Source organism: Kitasatospora sp. HUAS MG31 (assembly GCF_040571325.1).
GTDB classification, from domain to species: Bacteria; Actinomycetota; Actinomycetes; order Streptomycetales; family Streptomycetaceae; genus Kitasatospora; species Kitasatospora camelliae.
In genome coordinates, this window is record NZ_CP159872.1 from 3,056,219 (window position 1) to 3,075,015 (window position 18,797).

At 75.2% G+C, this 18,797-nt stretch carries 13 protein-coding genes; 8 read left to right on the forward strand and 5 right to left on the reverse strand.

Annotation, left to right across the window (positions count from 1 at the left end):
- Positions 1-3,837, reverse strand: a complete 3,837-nt coding sequence (locus ABWK59_RS13650; protein WP_354640846.1) for a glycosyltransferase family 2 protein — start codon at positions 3,835-3,837, stop codon at positions 1-3.
- Positions 3,838-4,085: 248 nt separating this feature from the next.
- Complete coding sequence (locus ABWK59_RS13655; protein ID WP_145790473.1) at positions 4,086-4,358, reverse strand: WhiB family transcriptional regulator; 273 nt, start codon at positions 4,356-4,358, stop codon at positions 4,086-4,088.
- A 569-nt stretch (positions 4,359-4,927) separates the two neighbouring features.
- Here ABWK59_RS13655 and ABWK59_RS13660 point away from each other — a divergent pair.
- Genes ABWK59_RS13660 through ABWK59_RS13670 form a run of 3 tightly spaced genes read left to right on the forward strand, consistent with a single transcriptional unit; the run spans position 4,928 to position 7,870 of the window.
- Positions 4,928-5,557 (forward strand): cysteine dioxygenase, encoded by a 630-nt coding sequence (locus ABWK59_RS13660; RefSeq protein WP_354640847.1) that lies wholly within the window; start codon positions 4,928-4,930, stop codon positions 5,555-5,557.
- Between the two features lie 34 nt (positions 5,558-5,591).
- Positions 5,592-6,554 carry a 2-phospho-L-lactate transferase gene (gene cofD, locus ABWK59_RS13665; protein ID WP_354640848.1) on the forward strand — a complete coding sequence of 321 codons (963 nt, stop codon included), beginning with the start codon at positions 5,592-5,594 and terminating at the stop codon, positions 6,552-6,554.
- Positions 6,551-7,870 (forward strand): coenzyme F420-0:L-glutamate ligase, encoded by a 1,320-nt coding sequence (locus ABWK59_RS13670; protein WP_354640849.1) that lies wholly within the window; start codon positions 6,551-6,553, stop codon positions 7,868-7,870. The genes cofD and ABWK59_RS13670 overlap by 4 nt, the downstream gene beginning before the upstream one ends.
- A gap of 61 nt (positions 7,871-7,931) precedes the next feature.
- On the opposite strand, the gene ABWK59_RS13675 is transcribed toward ABWK59_RS13670, so the two are convergent.
- Positions 7,932-8,900 (reverse strand): DNA-3-methyladenine glycosylase family protein, encoded by a 969-nt coding sequence (locus ABWK59_RS13675; protein WP_420492778.1) that lies wholly within the window; start codon positions 8,898-8,900, stop codon positions 7,932-7,934.
- Between the two features lie 251 nt (positions 8,901-9,151).
- Here ABWK59_RS13675 and ABWK59_RS13680 point away from each other — a divergent pair, with 251 nt between their 5' ends.
- The 4 genes from ABWK59_RS13680 to ABWK59_RS13695 all read left to right on the forward strand — a co-directional run bounded on the left by ABWK59_RS13680 (position 9,152) and on the right by ABWK59_RS13695 (position 15,070).
- Positions 9,152-9,943 (forward strand): TIGR03089 family protein, encoded by a 792-nt coding sequence (locus ABWK59_RS13680; RefSeq protein ID WP_354640851.1) that lies wholly within the window; start codon positions 9,152-9,154, stop codon positions 9,941-9,943.
- Positions 9,944-10,067: 124 nt separating this feature from the next.
- Complete coding sequence (locus ABWK59_RS13685) at positions 10,068-11,414, forward strand: LCP family protein (protein WP_354640852.1); 1,347 nt, start codon at positions 10,068-10,070, stop codon at positions 11,412-11,414.
- Positions 11,415-11,552: 138 nt separating this feature from the next.
- The gene (locus tag ABWK59_RS13690) at positions 11,553-13,271 is read left to right on the forward strand and encodes an LCP family protein (protein WP_354640853.1); all 1,719 of its coding nucleotides are present in this window, start codon (positions 11,553-11,555) and stop codon (positions 13,269-13,271) included.
- A 71-nt stretch (positions 13,272-13,342) separates the two neighbouring features.
- Positions 13,343-15,070, forward strand: coding sequence for an LCP family protein (locus ABWK59_RS13695; protein ID WP_354640854.1), 1,728 nt, complete (start codon positions 13,343-13,345; stop codon positions 15,068-15,070).
- Positions 15,071-15,169: 99 nt separating this feature from the next.
- Here the strand turns inward: ABWK59_RS13695 and ABWK59_RS13700 are convergent, their stop codons facing one another.
- Together ABWK59_RS13700 and ABWK59_RS13705 are read right to left on the reverse strand one after the other, a co-directional pair.
- Complete coding sequence (locus tag ABWK59_RS13700; protein WP_354640855.1) at positions 15,170-15,805, reverse strand: acyltransferase; 636 nt, start codon at positions 15,803-15,805, stop codon at positions 15,170-15,172.
- 85 nt (positions 15,806-15,890) lie between these two features.
- Positions 15,891-16,943 (reverse strand): glycosyltransferase family 2 protein, encoded by a 1,053-nt coding sequence (locus tag ABWK59_RS13705; protein ID WP_354640856.1) that lies wholly within the window; start codon positions 16,941-16,943, stop codon positions 15,891-15,893.
- Positions 16,944-17,095: 152 nt separating this feature from the next.
- On the opposite strand from ABWK59_RS13705, the gene ABWK59_RS13710 reads away from it, so the two are divergent.
- Positions 17,096-18,622, forward strand: coding sequence for an LCP family protein (locus ABWK59_RS13710; protein WP_354640857.1), 1,527 nt, complete (start codon positions 17,096-17,098; stop codon positions 18,620-18,622).
- The last annotated feature ends 175 nt before the right edge of the window (positions 18,623-18,797 follow it).

Below are 18,797 nucleotides of genomic sequence, written 5' to 3' on the forward strand. Positions count from 1 at the left end.
TCAGCTCCCCGATCCGTGCTGGTGCGGGTGGCCGCGGTAGGGGTCGTTCGGGTCGTAGTACGCCTCGGGCGCGCCCTGGCCGGGCACCCAGGGCTGCTGGGGCGGCTCGGCGGGCGGGTAGGCCGGGTACTGCTGGTCGTAGCCGTAGGCCGCGTACTGGTCGGTGTAGCCCTGCTGCGGGCCGTTCTGTCCGGCGTACGCCGGGTCGTAGCCCTGCTGGCCCTCCCAGCCGCCGGCCGGGGCCTGGTCGCCCTGGTAGCCGGCCTGGTACGGGTCCGCCTGGTAGGGGTCGGCCTGGTACGCGTCCGTCTGGTACGGGTCGGCCTGGTACGGGTCCGGGTGGGCGTCGTCCGCGGGGTAGTCCCCGGCGGGGTGGTCGCCCTCGCGGGCGGGCGGGACGGTGGCGTACACGCCGGTGGTCTCCGCCTCGCCGGTGCCGTCCTCGCCGCGCTCGGCCATCCGGCGGGCCCGGCGGCTGCCGGGCGCGGGGGCCTGGGCCTGGGCGGCGGCGGCCAGCGCCTGGGCGGTGACCACCTCCTCGGGGAGGTCGTCGTCCTTGGTGGAGCGGCGGCCGGGCAGAGCCAGGACCAGCACGACCAGACCGAGCAGCAACTGCCCGGCGATCCAGCCGAGGTGCGGCAGGTCGGCCGAGCGGGTGACCTGCAGGCGGCCGCCCTCGGCGGGGAGCTTGAAGCCCTGCGCCCAGTCGTCGACGGTGGTGGCCTGGAGCGCCTTGCCGTCGAGGGTGGCCCGCCACGCCGGGTCGGCCTGCTCGGCGAGCCGCAGCACCCGGTCGGCCGGGCCGGCCGGGATCGCGGTGTCGATGTCGCGGGTGCCGGCGGGGACGGCGGTCGGGGCGGTCGCGGGCGCGGTGATCTGCGCCCGGCTGCCGGGAGCGCCGCTGACCTCCCAGAGGGCGACGCCCTTGTCCTGGCTGACCTTGCTCAGGCCCGGGGTGGTGTCGAGCACGTCGGCGACCTTGCCGATCAGCGGGTCCTTGACCTCGACGTACCCGATGCCGAACCCGGCCAGGGCGGCCGCCTGGTCGCCGCCGGAGCCGGCCAGCAGCTTGCCGGTGAGCGCGCCGAGGCCGCGGTCGGCGCCGGCGTCCACGGTGGCCTCGGCCTGGCCGAGGGTGAGGCCGGCGCCGCGGACCAGCGCGTAGCGGACCGCGGCGGCGTCGGCGTCCCCGCCGAGGACCAGGGTGCGGGTGCGGTCGGAGGTCTTGGCCTCCTCCGCGATGAAGGCGGGCAGCTGGGAGTCCCGGCCGCGCTGGAGCGGGCCGTCGGCGCCGGCGATCGCCCACCAGGCGGCGGTGCCGACCGGGGCGAGCACGGCGGCGGCCACCACCAGGGCGGCGACCGGCTGACGCCAGCCGAAGGCGATGCCGGAGACCCGGGAGCCGGCGCCGTCGGCGCCGATCGCGGCGGCGGCGAGCAGGGAGACGCCGGCCAGCAGGGTGGCCGGACCGGCCCAGGCGGCGGCCGAGGGGCCGCCGGAGGCGGGGGTGACCGAGGTGCCGGCCACCGCGACGGTGAACAGCAGGCCGGCGGCGGCGGCGCCCCAGGCGGCCAGCACCGCGCGGCGGCGGTCGGCGCGCAGCAGGGCGGCGAGCGCGGCGAGCACCACGCCGGCGGACAGCCACACCGGCGGGACGCCGGCGCCGCCGGGGTTGACCAGCAGCAGGCCGAGCGGGGAGGCGGCCGGGCCGTCGGAGGCGGCGACGCCGGCCTCCAGCAGCAGCCGGGACGGGTGCGCCAGCACCTGCAGCGACCAGGGCGCGAGCACCACGACGGGGACCGCGAGGATCACCAGCACCCGCAGGCCGAGCAGCCGCAGCGCCTCGCCGCCGGAGCCGTACGCCCCGCCGCGGAGCACCGCGTGGAGCAGCGCCGCGAGGCAGAGCGGCAGGGCGATGGCCCAGGTCAGCGGGACGAAGGCCATCCCGGCGGTGAGCATCAGGACGGTCATCCAGGTGGGCCGCCAGCCGGGGCGGCCGCCCTTGGCGGCGGTCTCGGCGCGGATGCCGAGGCCGGCGCTGATCGCGGCGGCGCGGGCCAGCGGCGGCAGCAGCACCGCGAGCACGGCGGTGCCGATCCGGCCCTGGGCCAGCGCGCCGGTGGCGGCGGGCAGCAGCGCGTACGTGGCGCTGGCCCAGGCGCGGACCAGCTTGGACTCGATCAGCGGGCGGGAGACCAGGTAGGCGCTGACCGCGGCGAGCGGCACCGCGAGCAGCACCAGCAGGGTGAGCGCCAGGTCGGCGTGGCCGAGCAGCAGCCAGGACAGCACCGCGAGGGGCGCCAGGTAGGGCGGCGCGGTGGCGGTGGAGCCGGTGCCGACCGGGTGCCAGGCGTCGGCGTACATGTGCCACAGGCCCGCGGCGCCGTCGGTGGCGGGGAGCAGGGCGCCGCCGAGCAGGTAGCCGCTGCCGAACAGGTGGCGGCCGGCGGCCAGCGCGAACAGCAGCAGCGCGGTGAACAGCAGCGGCGCGGGGCGCCGGGCCAGCTTCTTGATCAGGGCGAACTGCTCGACCACGAGGTCGTCGGCGTCCTCGTCGCCGGGCCCGGACTCGACCGAGCCGTGCCGGCCGGCGCCGGAGTCGTCGCCGCCGCCGATGCCCAGCGAGCTGATCGCGCCCTCGACGGCGAGCCGGGTGGTGGCGCCGGGGGCGGGGAAGAGCGTGCGGTCGTCCAGCGCGTCCACCGAGCGGGTCCGCTTGCGCCGCGCGCGTGCGGCGAGCAGCCGCGGGAGCCGGATCAGCTCGTGGTTGAGGCCGGCCAGCTCGTCGTACGCCTGCCGCGGATCCTTGCCGACCAGGTTGGCCAGGACCCGGAACAGGGTGCCGAGGACCAGCCGGAGCAGGACGTACGGGAAGAGCGCGCCGCGGGTGTTGGCGAGCAGGGTGTAGACGGCGCCGGCCTTGTCCACCCGGTGCGGGTGGACCGGGCCGCAGTCGATCGCGCGGCGCTCGCGGCTGGCGGCCTCGGCGTGCCGCAGGACGGCGTCGGGGGCGACGACCACCCGGTGGCCGGCGGCGTTGACCCGCCAGCAGAAGTCGGTGTCGTCGCGCATCAGCGGCAGGGCCTTGTCGAAGCCGCCGAGCTCCTCGAAGACGTCCCGGCGGACCAGCATGCCCGCGGTGGAGACGGAGAGCACCGGGCGGACCTGGTCGTGCTGGCCCTGGTCCTGCTCGCGGCGGTCCAGGCCGGTCCAGCGCCGTCCCGAGCGGGCGATCGTCACGCCGACCTCGAGGAGCTGCCGGCGGTCGTACCAGCTGCGCAGCTTGGGGCCGACCACGGCGGCGCTCGGGGTGGAGTCGGCGACCTGGAGGAGCCGACGCAGGGCGTCGGTCTGCGGCTCGCAGTCGTCGTGCAGCAGCCAGAGCCACTCGACGGGCTGGGTCTGCCGGGGGCCGCTGCGGCCGAGGTCGTCCTGGGCGCCGAGCGGGTCGCCGAAGTCGTCCCAGTCGCCGGTCACCGGGTCGTAGCCGGAGGGGTCCAGGCTGTACGGCAGGTCCTCGGCGCGCAGCGGCGGGCTGTTGAAGACGGCCTGGCCGACGGCGTTGCCGAAGCCGGAGCGGCGGCCGAGCACCAGCGGGCCGCTCTCGGGCAGCCAGTCGCCGAGGGTGTCCTGGAGCAGCTGGGGCGAGGTGTCGGTGGATCCGGTGTCGACGGCGAGGATCCGCTGGACCTGCCGGTCCTGGCCGAGCAGGCCGGCCAGGGCCTGCGGGAGCCAGCGCGCGCCGTCGTGCGAGACGATCACGGCGGTGACCAGGTGGCGCGGGTAGGCGGGCGGCCGGGCAGCGGAGAAACCGCTCTGGTGGCTGTAGACAGTCATCGAGTGCGCGGGCCCCAAGCTCTTCTATGGACGCAGTGGACGCTGCCGGCGGGCGGCGGGCGCGGCGCCGGATGGCGGACATCCGGATGGCGCACCACACTAACGGCTCCCGGTGGCCCCGGTGCTCCCGGTCCAGGTGAAGAAGGGGTGCGGGAACACGAAAGCGCCCCACCGTCATGGTGAGGCGCTGACCTTCTGCGCGGAGCCGCCGTCCGCCTCCGCCGACTGTCGCGGAGGGGCTGCCGGGCTCAGACGGCGCTCTTCTTGAGCCGGCGGCGCTCCCGCTCGGACAGGCCGCCCCAGATGCCGAACCGCTCGTCGTTGGCGAGTGCGTACTCCAGGCACTCCGAGCGGACCTCGCAGGCGAGGCAGACCTTCTTGGCCTCGCGGGTGGAGCCGCCCTTCTCGGGGAAGAAGGACTCCGGGTCGGTCTGGGCGCACAGGGCGCGCTCCTGCCAGCCGAGTTCCTCTTCGTCCTCTTCGATGCCCTCACCGATCAACAGCTCAAAGAGCTCGCTCATCTGGCGCGCCTCCTCTGCCCCTCTTGGCGTCCCCGTGGTGTTGCCGTTGCCGGGAGCGGCGGAACGACACGAGTGAAATTACAGTTGCGTCACTCTGGCCCAGTCAAGCCGAGCTCTGGTATTAGCCCCGGGATTCACTCCCCGGAACCAAGCCGCTACCAATAGTAGACATATCCGGACAACCCGGACATCCAGCCTGGCGCCTGACCGACGGTCAACCGCTGCCTTCCCGGCGATCTTCGCATCGAAACCTAGAGGGTGATTTATCACCCCATCCGGTGGTTCAGGGGTGAAGTGACCTGAATGTCCGTCAGGTCGGGTTGACACGGGAGGCCCCGATGCGGTGTCCTTGCATGCATGTCAGAGCTCGCCGCCCACCGCAGCCGCCGCCCGGCGCCGCACGGTGCTGCCGCGAGCTCGTCCTGTTGTCGCCTCTGTCCCTGTATCTAGGCGCACGCGTCCCACCGCGCGCCGCCCCGGACACGAGGCCGACCCCCGCGCGACACGTCCCCCCGAAGCTCCCGCGGATCCGGCCCCTCACCTGGCCACACCGATCCGAGGACCTTCCCGTGCGAATGCCCCGCCTCCGCAAGCGCAACCGCGACCTCCACAAGCGCACCCGCCTCACCGCCTCCGTGCCCGCCGTACCCGCGGCCGTCCCCGCCGCCCGCTGGGCGGACGGTCTGAGCGACGTCTCCATCGCCGGCGACCCGCTGGCCTTCCCGCACCTGGCCCGCACCGACCTGCCCGCCCACCCCACCACCGTGGCCGGGTACGCCCGCCTGGTCCGCGAGATCGCCGCCGACCGCGCCCGCTGGGAGCCGCTGGTCCGCTACGACGCGCTGACCCGCTGGTACGCCCGGCTGGAGACCGGCCCCGGGTACGAGGTGTGGCTGCTCAGCTGGCTGCCCGGACAGGGCACCGGCTTCCACGACCACGGGCAGGCCTCCGGCGTGATGACGGTGGTCAGCGGCGAGCTCGCCGAGCGCTCGCTGACCGGCGCCGGCGAGGACCACCGGCCGCTGCGTCCGGGCGGGCAGCGGGTGCTGTCCGCCGGGTACCTGCACGAGGTGGTCAACGCCTCGCTGGAGCCCGCCGTGTCCATCCACCTGTACACCCCGGGCCTGGTGGAGATGAACCAGTACGGTGCCGGCGCCGAGCGGGTGCGCCACGAGGAGCTGCGGACGGCCGAGGGCTGATCACCGACCGGCCCGGCCCTGGCAGGATGTGGCCATGCGCATCGTGGCACTGGCAGGCGGAATCGGCGGGGCGCGCTTCCTGCGCGGGCTCAAGGAGGCGGTCGCCCCCGGCGACGAGATCACCGTCATCGGCAACACCGGCGACGACATCCACCTCTACGGGCTCAAGGTCTGCCCCGACCTCGACACCGTGATGTACACCCTCGGCGGTGGCATCCACGAGGAGCAGGGCTGGGGCCGGACCGACGAGACCTGGTCCATCAAGGCCGAGATGAAGGAGTACGGGATCGGGCCCGAGTGGTTCGGCCTCGGCGACCGGGACTTCGCCACGCACCTGGTGCGCAGCCAGATGCTCAGCGCCGGGTACGCGCTCAGCCAGGTGACCGAGGCGCTGTGCGTGCGCTGGCAGCCGGGCGTGCGGCTGCTTCCGATGAGCGACGACCGGGTGGAGACCCACGTCCGGATCACCGACGAGGAGGGCACCCGGGCGGTGCACTTCCAGGAGTACTGGGTGCGGCTGCACGCCGCCGTGGACGCCGAGGCGATCATCCCGGTGGGCGCCCAGGCCGCGAAGCCGGCGCCCGGGGTGCTGGAGGCGATCGCCGCGGCCGACGTGATCCTCTTCCCGCCGTCCAACCCGGTGGTGAGCATCGGGACGATCCTGGCCGTGCCCGGGATCCGGGAGGCGGTCGCGGCGGCCAAGGCCCCGAAGGTCGGCCTCTCCCCGATCATCGGCGGCGCCCCGGTCCGCGGGATGGCCGACAAGGTGCTGGCCGCCGTCGGCGTGGCGGCCACCGCCGACGCGGTCGCCCTGCACTATGGCGCCGAGCTGCTGGACGGCTGGCTGGTGGACACCGCCGACGCGGCCGTCACCGCGGCGGTGGAGGCCGGCGGGATCCGCTGCCGGGCCGTCCCGCTGCTGATGACCGACGTGGCCGCCACCGCCGGGATGGCCCGTGCGGCGCTGGAGCTGGCCGAGGAGGTGCGCGCGTCATGAGCGTCCCGCCTGTCCCGCCTGTCCCCCGTGTCGAGGTCCTGCCGGTCGGCGGGCTGCCGGAGGTCGAGCCCGGCGCCGACCTCGCCGAAATCATCGCCAAGGCAGGCGAGTTCGAGGACGGCGACATCCTGCTGGTGACCTCCAAGGTGGTCAGCAAGGCGGAGGGCCGGATCCTGGCCGCCGCCGACCGGGAGGCCGCCGTGGACGCCGAGACCGTCCGGGTGGTGGCCCGCCGCGGCCGCGCCCGGATCGTCGAGAACCGCAACGGCCTGGTGATGGCCGCGGCCGGCGTGGACGCCTCCAACACCGCCCCCGGCACCGTGCTGCTGCTGCCCGAGGACCCGGACGGCTCGGCCCGCCGGCTGCGCGCCCGGCTGCAGGAGCTGACCGGCCGGCGGCTGGCCGTCCTGCTCACCGACACCTTCGGCCGGCCCTGGCGCACCGGGCTGACCGACGTGGCGATCGGCGCCGCCGGCCTGTCCGTGCTGCTGGACCACCGCGGCCGCACCGATGCGCACGGCAACCGGCTGGAGCTCACCGTCACCGCCGTCGCCGACGAACTGGCCGCCGCCGCCGACCTGGTGAAGGGCAAGACCACCGGGACTCCGGTGGCGGTCGTCCGGGGCCTCGGCGACCTGGTCACCGCGGAGGACGGCGACGGGGTCCGCCCGCTGGTCCGGCCCGCCGCGGACGACATGTTCCGGCTGGGCACCTCGGAGGCGCTGCGCGAGGCGGTGACCCTGCGCCGGACGGTCCGCTCCTTCACCGCGGAGCCGGTGGACCCGGCCGCCGTCCACCGCGCGGTGGCCGCCGCGGTGACCGCGCCGGCCCCGCACCACACCACCCCCTGGCGGTTCGTCCTGCTGGAGACCCCCGAGGTGCGGGAGCGGCTGCTGGACGCGATGCTCGCCGCCTGGCAGCGGGACCTGCGCGAGCTGGACGGCTGGGACGAGCAGCGGATCGCCCGCCGGACCGCCCGCGGCGAGGTGCTGCGCGCGGCGCCGTACCTGGTGGTGCCCTGCCTGGTGATGGACGGCTCGCACGCCTACCCGGACCCGCGCCGGGCCGCCGCCGAGCGGGAGATGTTCACCGTGGCGATCGGCGCGGCCGTGCAGAACCTGCTGGTCACGCTGGCCGGCGAGGGCTACGGGTCGGCCTGGGTGTCCTCCACGATGTTCTGCCGCGACACCGTACGGGCCGTGCTGGACCTGCCGGACGGCTGGGACCCGATGGGCGCGGTCGCGGTCGGCCGCCCGGCCGAGGCGCCCCGGCACCGGCCGGCCCGGGAGGCCGGGGCCTTCGTCGCGGTGCGCTGAGACCGGACGCCGCTGAGCTGAACCGCTCGGCCCGGACGCAGCCGAGGCCGGACGCCGCGGTTCAGCGGCGGCGGTGGTCGTTCGGGGTGAGCCGGGGGCCGAACCGGGGCGCGCGGGCCCCGGTCAGCCCGATCAGCCGGCAGACCCGGTGCCGCTGCGGGCGGTACGGATCGAGCAGGTCGAGCATCTGCGCGTCGTCGCTGCGCGGGCGGCCGGCCAGCGCCCAGCCCACCAGGTTCGGCAGGTGGAAGTCGCCGACCGAGACCGCGTCCGGGTCGCCACTGGCGCGCTGCAGGGTCTCGGCCGCCGTCCAGACGCCGATCCCCGGCACCGCGGTGAGCCGGGCGAAGGCCTCCTCGGGGGCCATCGCCGAAGCCTCCTCCAGCCGGGGCGCCAGCCGGGCCGCCCGCACCACGGTGGCCGAGCGCTTGGGGTCCACGCCCGCCCGGTGCCACTCCCAGCTGGGGATCATCGCCCAGCCGCGGGCCGTGGGCGCCACCCGCATCCCCTCCACCGGCCCCGGCGCCGGGGTGCCGAAGTCGCGCAGCAGGGTCCGCCAGGCCCGGTACGCCTCGTCGGTGGTCACCTTCTGCTCCAGGATCGCCGGGACCAGCGACTCCATCACCAGGCCGGTCCTGGTCAGCCGCAGCCCGGGGTGGCCGCGCTGGGCCTCGCGCAGCGGGCCCGGGGGCAGGTCCAGGGCGGCCGGGTCGTCGGCGGCGCCGAGCAGGTCGGGGAACCGGTCGAGCAGCCAGTCGGCGCCCGGGCCGAAGGCCAGCGCCTCGATCTCGCCGAGCCGGGCGTCGGCCCGGAGCCGGAGCGTCCCCGGGCCGGCCGGGGTCAGCGAGGCCCGCCAGAACGCGCCGTCGGGGGTGGTGCGGAAGGCCGGGTCGGCCGGGCCGCGGCGGAGCGGGAACAGCGTCCGTCCGAGGTCGACCGGGTAGCCGGGGCGCCAGCGCCGCCCGGTTCCGGGGTCCGTCCCCACCTGCCCACCTCCTCGGCTCCGCCCTCCCGGATGCCCGGGCGCCATGAACGATACGTCGCCCCGGCGGGCGCCCGCCGGGGCCCTCGCGCCGCCCGGGCGGGTGACCGCGGCGCGGCCGGGCCGCCCCCACCCGCCCGGGTGAGCCGCACCCGGCCGGCGGCGCCCCGGGCCCGCGGCCGAGGAGGCGACGCGGAGGAGGGTGTTGACGCCGGATCACCCCGCCGCGCCGACCACCCGCGAGCACCGGGGACACCCCTCCCGAGCAGGGGTGGGGAAGGCTTAGGCTGGACCGCACCATGACTGCGCCTTTCGCTGCCGACGCCCGCACGCCCGCCGAGCTGCTGCACGCCTACCTGCGCGCCGGCGCCCCCGATGCCGACCCCTCCCGCCCCCTGATCACCTTCTACGACGACTCCACCGGCGAACGGGTCGAGTTGTCCGCGAAGACCTTCGACAACTGGGTCGCCAAGACCGCCAACCTCCTCCAGGACGAGCTCAACGCCGGCCCGGACGACCGGGCTTCGCTCCTGCTCCCCGCGCACTGGCAGTCCGCGGTCTGGCTGCTGGCCTGCTGGTCGGTCGGCGTGACCGCGGTCCCGGGCGGCGACCCGGCCGACGCCGACCTGGTGGTCAGCGGCCCGGACGGGCTGGCCGCCGCCGAGGCCTGCTCCGGCGAGCGGGTGGCGCTCGCCCTGCGCCCGCTGGGCGGCCGGTTCCCGCAGCGCCCGGAGGGCTTCCTGGACTACGCCGCCGAGGTGCCCGGCCAGGGCGACCGGTTCGCCCCGTACTCCCCGGTGGACCCGCAGGCGCCCGCGCTGGAGACCCGGGTGGACGACCTGGCGCTGAAGCTCACCGGCGAGCAGACCGTCGCCCTGGCCCGCGAGGGCGCGGCCCGGCTCGGCCTCACCCCGGCCAGCCGGGTGCTCTCCACCCTCTCGTTCGACGACTGGACCGGCCTGGAGGCGGGCCTGCTGGCCCCGCTGGCGGCCGGCGCCTCGGTGGTGCTCTGCCGACACTCGGAGAAGCTCTCCGAGGAGCAGTGGGAGAAGCGCGTCGAGTCCGAACGGGTGACTCTGCGCCTCGGCTGATCACGCCGGCCGCGCCGCCGGGTAGGGCTTACCGGCGATGGCCGAGGAGCAGCGACCCCCTGACGAGCGCCCCCCGACCCCCACGGGCGGGGGGCGCCGCCCGTTCCCGCGCCGGCTCCGGGCTGTGCTGCGCCGGCCCTGGCCGTTCGTCCGCCGGCACCGGCTGGCCGTGGCCTGCGGCGCCCTGGCCCTGGTGCTGCTGGCGGGCGGCCTCACCGCCTGGCTCGCGTACCGGAGGCTGGACGGCAACATCGGGACGGACGCGGCCACCGGGCGGCTGCTGGACCTGGCCACGGACCGGCCGCTGAGCAACGGCCTGGCGGTGAACATCCTGCTGATCGGCAGCGACGACCGCAGCGGCGCCAACGAGGAGTACGGCTCGGCGGGCGGCCAGCGGTCGGACACCACGATCCTGCTGCACCTGTCGGCGGACCGGAGGTACGCCACGGCGGTGTCGGTGCCGCGCGACGTGATGGTGGGCGTGCCGGCCTGCGACCGGCCGGACGGGACCCGGTCGCGGGCCGCGTTCACCCAGTTCAACCAGGCCTTCGAGCTGGGCGGGCCGGCCTGCACCATCCGCACCCTGGAACGGCTCAGCGGTCTGCGGATCGACCACCACCTGATCCTGGACTTCACCGGCTTCAAGCGGATGGTGGACGCCGTCGGCGGGGTCGAGGTGTGCGTGGCGCAGCCGATCCACGACCGGAAGGCGCAGCTGGACCTGCCGGCCGGGCGACAGGTGCTGCACGGCGAGCAGGCGCTGGGGTACGTCCGGGCCCGGGAGTCGCTGGGCGACGGCAGCGACACCCAGCGGATGGGCCGTCAGCAGCAGTTCCTGGCCTCGCTGATCCGCAAGGTGCAGTCGCAGGGGGTGCTGCTCAACCCGGTCCGGATCTGGCCGCTGCTGGACGCCGCGACCTCGGCGATCACGGCCGACCCCGGGCTGAGCCGGCTGAGCGCGCTGTACGACCTCACCCAGCAGCTGCGCTCGATGCCTCCGCAGAACGTGACCTTCCTGACCGCTCCGCGCCGGCCGTACCGGCTGAACCGGAACCGGGACGAGTTCGTCCAGCCGCAGACCGACCAGCTGTTCGCGGCGCTGCGGGAGGACCGGACGGTGGAGGTGCACGCGTACGCGGGCGTGCTCCCGGGTGCGAGCCCGGCGCCCGGGGCCGGTTCCGCGACCGATGACCCGGACGGCCCGGAGGCGGCGGACGGCGACGAGGAGGCCGGGGCCGCCGAGGAGGTGGCGCCGGAGGAGGGTGCGGAGGGGACGGGGGCGGGGGCCGCGCCCGCCACGCCCTCGGCCGCCGGCTCTCGACCGGCCGCCTCCCCGGCCTCGCCCTGGGCCTCGCCGTCGGCCTCGCCCACGGTCTCGCCCTCGGTCTCGCCGTCGGCGGGCGGGTCGGCCGGGACGGCGCCCTCGCTGCCGGGCAGCACGGCGGACCAGGATCCGTGCAGCATGCACTGACCCCGCCTCAGGTCACGGAACTGCGTACGTCGCGTGAAGGTCTGGCGGGTGGTTTGGCAGAGTATGTCCGGTGTCGGGCCTGTGGGAGATGTCACACCGTGACCGGCGGACGGCCCCGGCTCGTCTAGGGTGTCCCGGGTGAACAGCGGACACCGGTATCAGAACGGCCTGGCGGACCCGTTCGCCCAGGACGTCGATCCGGCCGACCAGTGGGTGCTCGACCCCCGGACCGGTGAGTTCCGCCTCGACCTCAATCCACCGGCCGCGGCATCCGCACCGACCGTACCGCGGCCCGCCACAGGCGGCCGGCGGGCCTCCGGGCGCCCCGACGACGGCGGCAGCGCCGGCGGACCCGGCGGGGACGGCGCGGGCGACGGCGGCGGGCGGGTCTCCCGGCGCCGCGACGGCCGCGGACGGCCGCGGGGCCGACGGGCCCTCAAGTGGACCGCCGGTGTGGCCGCGCTGGTCCTGGTCGCCGGCTGCGGCGGCGCGTACTACGCATACCAGCACTTCAACGGGAACATCAGCTCGGTCGAGGTCCAGCTGGGCAACGAGGCGGAGCGCCCGAAGGCGGCCGGCGCCGCGATGAACATCCTGGTGATCGGCACCGACAGCCGCGAGGGCCTGGGCCGGGAGTACGGCGACGAGGGCAGTACCGGGCACGCCGACACCACCCTGCTGTTCCACGTGGCCAAGGACCGCAGCAACGCCACGGTGGTGTCGATCCCGCGCGACCTGATGGTGCCCATCCCCGAGTGCCAGAGCGGAGCGAAGAAGATCCCCGGCGAGGCCCGCGGGATGTTCAACACCAGCCTGGGGCAGGAGGGCCGGGACCCGGGTTGCACCTGGAAGACCGTCGAGAAGATGACGGGCATCCGGATCGACCACTTCATGATGGTCAACTTCGAGGCGGTGAAGACGCTCTCGGCCGCCGTGGGCGGGGTGGAGGTCTGCGCCGCCAAGGACATCAACGACCCGGACTCGCACCTGAAGATGAGCAAGGGCCGGCACGTGGTGCAGGGCGAGGAGGCGCTGGCCTTCGTCCGCACCCGGCACGCCGTGGGCTTCGGCGGCGACCTGACCCGGATCCCGCTGCAGCAGCAGTTCATCAGCTCGATGATCCGCAAGATCAAGAGCAGCGACACCCTGACCAGCCCGACCAAGCTGTGGAACCTCGCCGACGCGGCCACCAAGGCGCTCACCGTCGACTCGGGGATCAACGACGTCAACAAGCTCAAGGACCTGGCCCTGGACCTGAGCGGGGTGGACACCTCGAAGATCACCTTCACCACCGTGCCGGTGGTGGACGATCCGAAGGATCCGAACCGGCTGGCCCTCAAGGAGCCCGACGCCGGGCAGCTGTTCTCGATGATCGCGAACGACCGCTCGCTCACCGAGGTGGCGCAGCCGGAGGGCTCGCCCTCCGCCGCGGCGCCGACGCCCTCGGACGCGGCCGGCGCGGGAGCCGGGGCCGCCCAGGTGGACCCGAAGACCGTCCGGGCGAACGTCCGCAACGGCAGCGGCACCCCGCAGCAGGCGAGCAAGGCCGTCGCCGCGCTGCAGGGCAAGGGGTTCACGCTGGCGGCCACCGGCGGGAACGCCGAGATCGCGGCCACCAGCTCGGTCTCCTACCCGGCCGGGAAGGCCGAACAGGCCGCGGCCCTGGCGGCGGCCCTCGGACTGCCCGCCGACGCCGTCAAGCAGAGCGCCAAGCTCGGGGCGAAGGACGCCTTGCTGGTGATACTCGGCAAGGACTACACGGGCGGCCCCGCCGGCGCAGCCGCCTCGGCGCCCGCCGAGGCCCCGAAGGACCTCCAGCGGGTGCAGGCCGACGACACCAACGTGTGCGCTAAGTAAATACGCCTTAACGCGGCGTCAGTTTTTTCTGATGATGTGACTATTTACCTCCTGCGTGCGTGTCTACGGGTATGACGAGCAGTGAGTCGATACCCGTGACCGGCGGCCGGGCCGCCGCCCGCCGGGCGGCCGCCGCCGGCGGGGCCACCCTCGGCGAGCGGGCCGGAGGCGGGGGCAGCGGGGGGCCGAACGACGGGGAGCCGGGCGGCGGGGCTCCGGGCGGGGGCGGCCGGCGGGCCGACCGGCGCAGGAGCGCGAACGGCCGCCGCAAGCGCTGGATCCGCTGGGTCGCCCTCACCACCGGCGTGGTCCTGGTGACCGGCTGCGGTGCGGGCTACCTGTACTACCGGCACCTGAACGCCAACATTCAGGCCGGGAGCAAGAACCTCTCGGACGAGCAGGGCGCGCGGACCGCCCCGGACGCCAAGGGCCGGACCCCGCTGAACATCCTGCTGCTCGGCACCGACAGCCGCGGCTCCAAGGAGAACGTGGACCTCGGCGGCTCGGCCGACGAGGCCGACCGGCCGGGCCTGGCCGACGTCCAGATGCTGCTGCACGTCTCGGCCGACCGCAGCAACGCCTCGCTCATCGTCGTCCCCCGCGACAGCATGGTCGACATGCCGGCCTGCCGCGGCGAGGACGGCAAGGAGTACAAGGCCACCCGGCACACCCAGATCAACGAGGCGCTGGCCCGCGGCGGCCCGGGCTGCGTCGTCGGCACCTGGATCAAGCTCACCGGCCTCGACATCGACCACTACATGATGGTCGACTTCAGCGGGGTGGTCCGGATGGCCGACGCGATCGGCGGCGTCCCGGTCTGCGTCAACATGAACATGTACGACCGGTACCAGCCCGGGATCGGCGGCACCGACCTCAAGCTGCCCAAGGGCACCACGCCCCTGAAGGGCGAGGACGCGCTCAAGTGGCTGCGGGTCCGGGACGCCTGGGGCTCCGACATCGGCCGGACCAAGGCGCAGCGGATGTACCTGTCCTCGATGCTCCGCCAGCTCAGGTCCAGCGGGCGGCTGACCGACCCGGGCGAGCTGATGGGGCTCGCCGAGGCGGCCACCAAGTCGCTGAGCGTGGACCGGCCGCTGGCCGACGTCCGCAAGCTGTACGACCTCGGCGGCGAGCTGCGGTCCGTCCCGCCGGAGCGGATCACCACCCTGACCATCCCGTGGAAGCCGGACCCGGCCAACAGCGCCAAGGTGCAGCTCAAGGAGCCGGACGCCGGCCAGGTCTGGAAGATGCTGCTGGCCGACGCCCCGCTGGACGGCAAGGGCCCGGTGCCGGCGCCCGGTGCCTCCGACGCGGCCTCGCCCGGCGCGGCGGGGGCGTCCGCCCCGGCCGGCGGCGCTCCGGCGGGCGGTGCCTCGGCCGGCCCGGCCAAGGGCCCGGTGAACAAGGCGGTCGCGGTGACCGTGCAGAACGCCTCCGGCGCGACCAACCGGGCCACCGAGGTGAAGGGCGCGCTGACCGCAGCCGGGTTCACCAAGGCGGTACCGGCCTCCGCCGCCGTCCGCTCCACCACCGAACTGCTCTACGGCAACGGGCTGCGGGCCGAGGCCGAGGCGGTGGCCGCCGCGCTGAAGCTGCCGGACGGCGCGCTCAAGGAGTCCGCCGGGACGAAGGGCGTCACCGTGGTGATCGGCAAGGACTGGCCGAGCGGCACCACCTTCGCCGGACCGGCCTCCCAGCCGGTGCCCACCGAGCTGCCGAAGGCCGCCGACTCCTCCACCTCGGACGTGGAGGGCTGCATGGAGGTCAACCCGCAGGGCGGGATCTACACCTGGAAGTGACGGACCCGGACGGGACGGCACCGGCCGGTTCGGGCGGCCCCCGCCCCGGCCGGTGTTCCGTTCATCCGCCGGGGTCGAGGCGGTCCCGTCCGCCGGGGTTCAGGGGGTCTCGTCCGCCGGGGTGAGGGTGCCGTCCGCCTCGACGTACTCCTCGCCGGTGCGGGGGCAGCGCCAACGGTCGGCGCCGGCCGCCTCCAGCGGCTCGCCGGCCCGGCCGACCCACTTGATCCGGCGCGCCGGGACCCCGGCCACCAGCGCGAAGTCGGGCACGTCCCGGTGCACCACCGCCCCGGCGGCGACCAGCGCCCAGCGCCCCACGGTCACCCCCGCGACCAGCACCGCACGGCCGCCGATCGAGCAGCCCCGGCGCAGCGTCACCCCGCGGGCGTGCCAGTCGTCGCCGCGCTTGAGCGTGCCGTCCACGTCCACCGAGCGCGGGTACAGGTCGTTGGTCAGGACGGCCGCCGGGCCGACGAACACCCCGTCCTCCAGCACGGCCGGCTCGTACACCAGGGCGTGGTTCTGCAGCTTGACCCGGCTCCCCAGGCGGACGCCCGGGCCGATGTAGGCGCCGCGGCCGATGATGCACTCGGCGCCGATCTCGGCGTGCTCGCGGATCTGGGCCAGGTGCCAGACCGTGGTGCCCGGGCCGATCACGGCCCGGTCGTCGACGTCCGCGGTGGACTCCACCCGCACGCCCTCGCGGAGCGGCTCCGCCCCCTCAGCAATCCCCATGGCGCGACCCTAGCGGCGCGGACGGGAGCGAGGGGGCGGATCGGACGAGGCCGGCCGGTGTCCGACCGGACCGCTCCGGCCATGCCTAGGCTTCGGCGCGGCCGGCCTCGGAGGCGCGGGTCATCGGGGCCGGGGTACGGCTGCCGATGACCCGGCGGGCCAGCGAGCGCGGTGAGGTCAGGAACCCGAAGCCCCAGCTCAGGTGCATGGTCATCAGGGCGACCGGGAGCTGCAGCCTGGCCCGGACGGAAAGTCCGCGACCGCCGACCGCCGCACCGGCCAGGATGCCCAGCAGGTACAGGCAGGGGACCGCCAGGAAGGCCGGGTGCACGGCCGCGCCCAGCATCACGCCGAGCAGCATGGCCAGCACCGCGGCCGGCGGGGCCAGGTAGCGGAGGTTGACCGAGCCGCGGTGGTAGCGGGTGACCACCCGGCGCCAGCGGCCGTAGTCCTTGTACTGCTTGGCCAGCGCCCGGACGCTGGGCCGCGGCCGGTAGGTGACCTTCAGCTGCGGGGTGAACCAGATCAGGCCGCCGTCCTGGCGGATCCGGTAGTTCAGCTCCCAGTCCTGGGCGCGGACGAACTCCTCGTTGTAGCCGCCCTGCTTCTCCAGCACCTCGCGCCGGAAGACGCCCAGGTACACGGTGTCCGCCGGGCCGGCCAGGCCGCCGGTGTGGAAGGCCGCGTTGCCGACACCGATCTTGGAGGTCATGGCGGCGGCGACCGCCTTCTCCCACTCGGTCTCCCCCTCGGCGAACATGATGCCGCCGACGTTGGCGGCCTCCATCTCGTCGAGCAGGCGGACCGCGGTGCCGATGTAGCCCGGGGTGAGCAGGCCGTGGCCGTCGACGCGTACCACGATCGGGTGACGCGAACCGCGGATCGCCGCGTTGAGGCCGGCCGGCGTCCGGCCGGTCGGATTGGGCACGGTACGGACCCGCGGGTCCTCGGCCACCAGTTCGGCGGCGATCTCGTCGGTCCGGTCGGTGGACGGGCCGAGCGCGATCACCACTTCCAGCTCGCCCGCGTAGTCCTGTTCCAGGATGCGCCGGACGGCGGTGCGGAGGTGTCGTTCCTCGTTGAGCACCGGCATGATCACGGAGACCGCCGGCAGCTCCTCAGCAGCCTTGGTGTTCATCGCGCCCGAGCGTACCGGCGGGGCCCCGGCCTTGTCAGATGCGGGTGGGCGGCAATCGACCGCGGGCCGGACGGCGGAACGTTTCACCGACCCGGGTGACGGTGGCGCGCCGCCGCCGGGCCCGGGCCCCGGCCGCCCTTACCATCCGAGAGATGCCCGCCAAGCCCCCGTCCGCCGAGCGCCGCGCCGTCCCCTCCCGTAACCGGTCGGCGGCCCGCCGACGCCGCCTGGAACGCTGGGGCCGGCTGGCCGCCGGCGGGCTCTCGCTGGCCGTCCTGGCCACCTCCTGCGGCGGCTGGGCCCTGCTGCACGGCGTCGGCGACGCCATCGACCGGGTGGACGCCATCGACGTCGGCAACCGCCGCCCCGCCGACGACGGCGTCACCACCTTCCTGCTGGCCGGCACCGACGACCGCGAGGGCATCCCCGAGGCCACCCTGAAGAACGTGCTGCACGCCGGCGGGGAGTCCTGCCACTGCACCGACACCCTCATGATCGTCCGGCTCGCCGACAAGGGCGGCCGGGCCAGCGTCGTCTCCATCCCGCGCGACTCCTACGTCGACATCCCCGCACACGAGGACGCCGCCACCCGCCGCCCGGTCCCGGCCGCCAAGGGCAAGATCAACGCCGCGTACGGGATGGGCGGCGCCGCGCTCACCGTCCGCACCGTGGAGCAGAACACCGGCCTGCGGATCGACCACTACCTGCAGATCAACTTCCTCGGCTTCGTCGCCGCCGTCGACGCCCTCGGCGGGGTCGACGTCTGCACCAGCAAGCCGCTCAAGGACGAGCGCGCCGGACTCGACCTCCCCGCCGGCACCAGCCGCCTCGACGGCGCCGGCGCCCTCAAGTACGTCCGGGCCCGGCACCTGGACGGCAGCTCCGACCTCGGCCGGATGCACCGCCAGCAGCGCTTCCTCGCCCAGCTGCTGCGGCAGGCCACCGAGAGTTCCACCCTGCTCGACCCGGTCCGGCTCGGGCGGGTCACCGACTCGGTGTTCAAGTCCGTCAAGGCCGACAAGGGGCTCGGCACCGCGGAGCTGCTCTCCCTCACCACCCGGCTGCGGACCCTCAACGCCGGCAGCGCCGACTTCGCGACCGTGCCGCTGGCGGACATCGACTACCAGGTGCCCGGGTGGGGGTCCACCGTGCGGTGGGACGAGAAGGGGGCGAAGGCGCTGTTCGACGCGGTGCGGGAGGGGCGGCCGCTGGCGGCGCGGACGGACGGGCCGGTGGTGGTGGCGCCGGGGGGTTCGGCGTCGGGTTCGGGTTCGGGTTCGGGTTCGGGTGAGGCGGGTGGGGAGGCTGCCGGTCAGGCGGGGAGCGGAGCGGTAGCGCCGGGGACGATCCGGGTGCAGGTGCTGAACGGGTCGGGGGTGCAGGGGTTGGGGGCGCGGGTGGACGCGGACCTGCGGAAGGCGGGGTTCGCGACCACCGGGACGCCGGGCAACGCGGAGGGTGGGGTGGCGGGGCGGACGGTCGTCCGGTACGACCCGCGGTGGGACGAGTCGGCGAAGATCCTGGCCGCGGCGGTGCCCGGGGCCGACCTGGTGGCCGCCCCCGGGCTGGGCGCCACCCTCCAGGTGCTGATCGGCACCGACTACGCCTCCCCCGCGCCCTCGCCGTCGGCCGGTACTCCGATCACGGCGGAGGCGGGGAGCAGTCTCACCTGCGGCTGAGGAGGGGAGGCGACGTGTGCTCCTGAGGCGAGACCTTCAGGTGCACCGATTGCGTCGGCAGGCCACCAGCGGGGAGGGAGTACGGCTCGCGCAGTTCCCCGCGCCCCTGATGTACACCGATTGCGTCGGCAGGCCACGCAAAGGGGGCGCGAGGAGCTGCGTGGGATTCACGCAG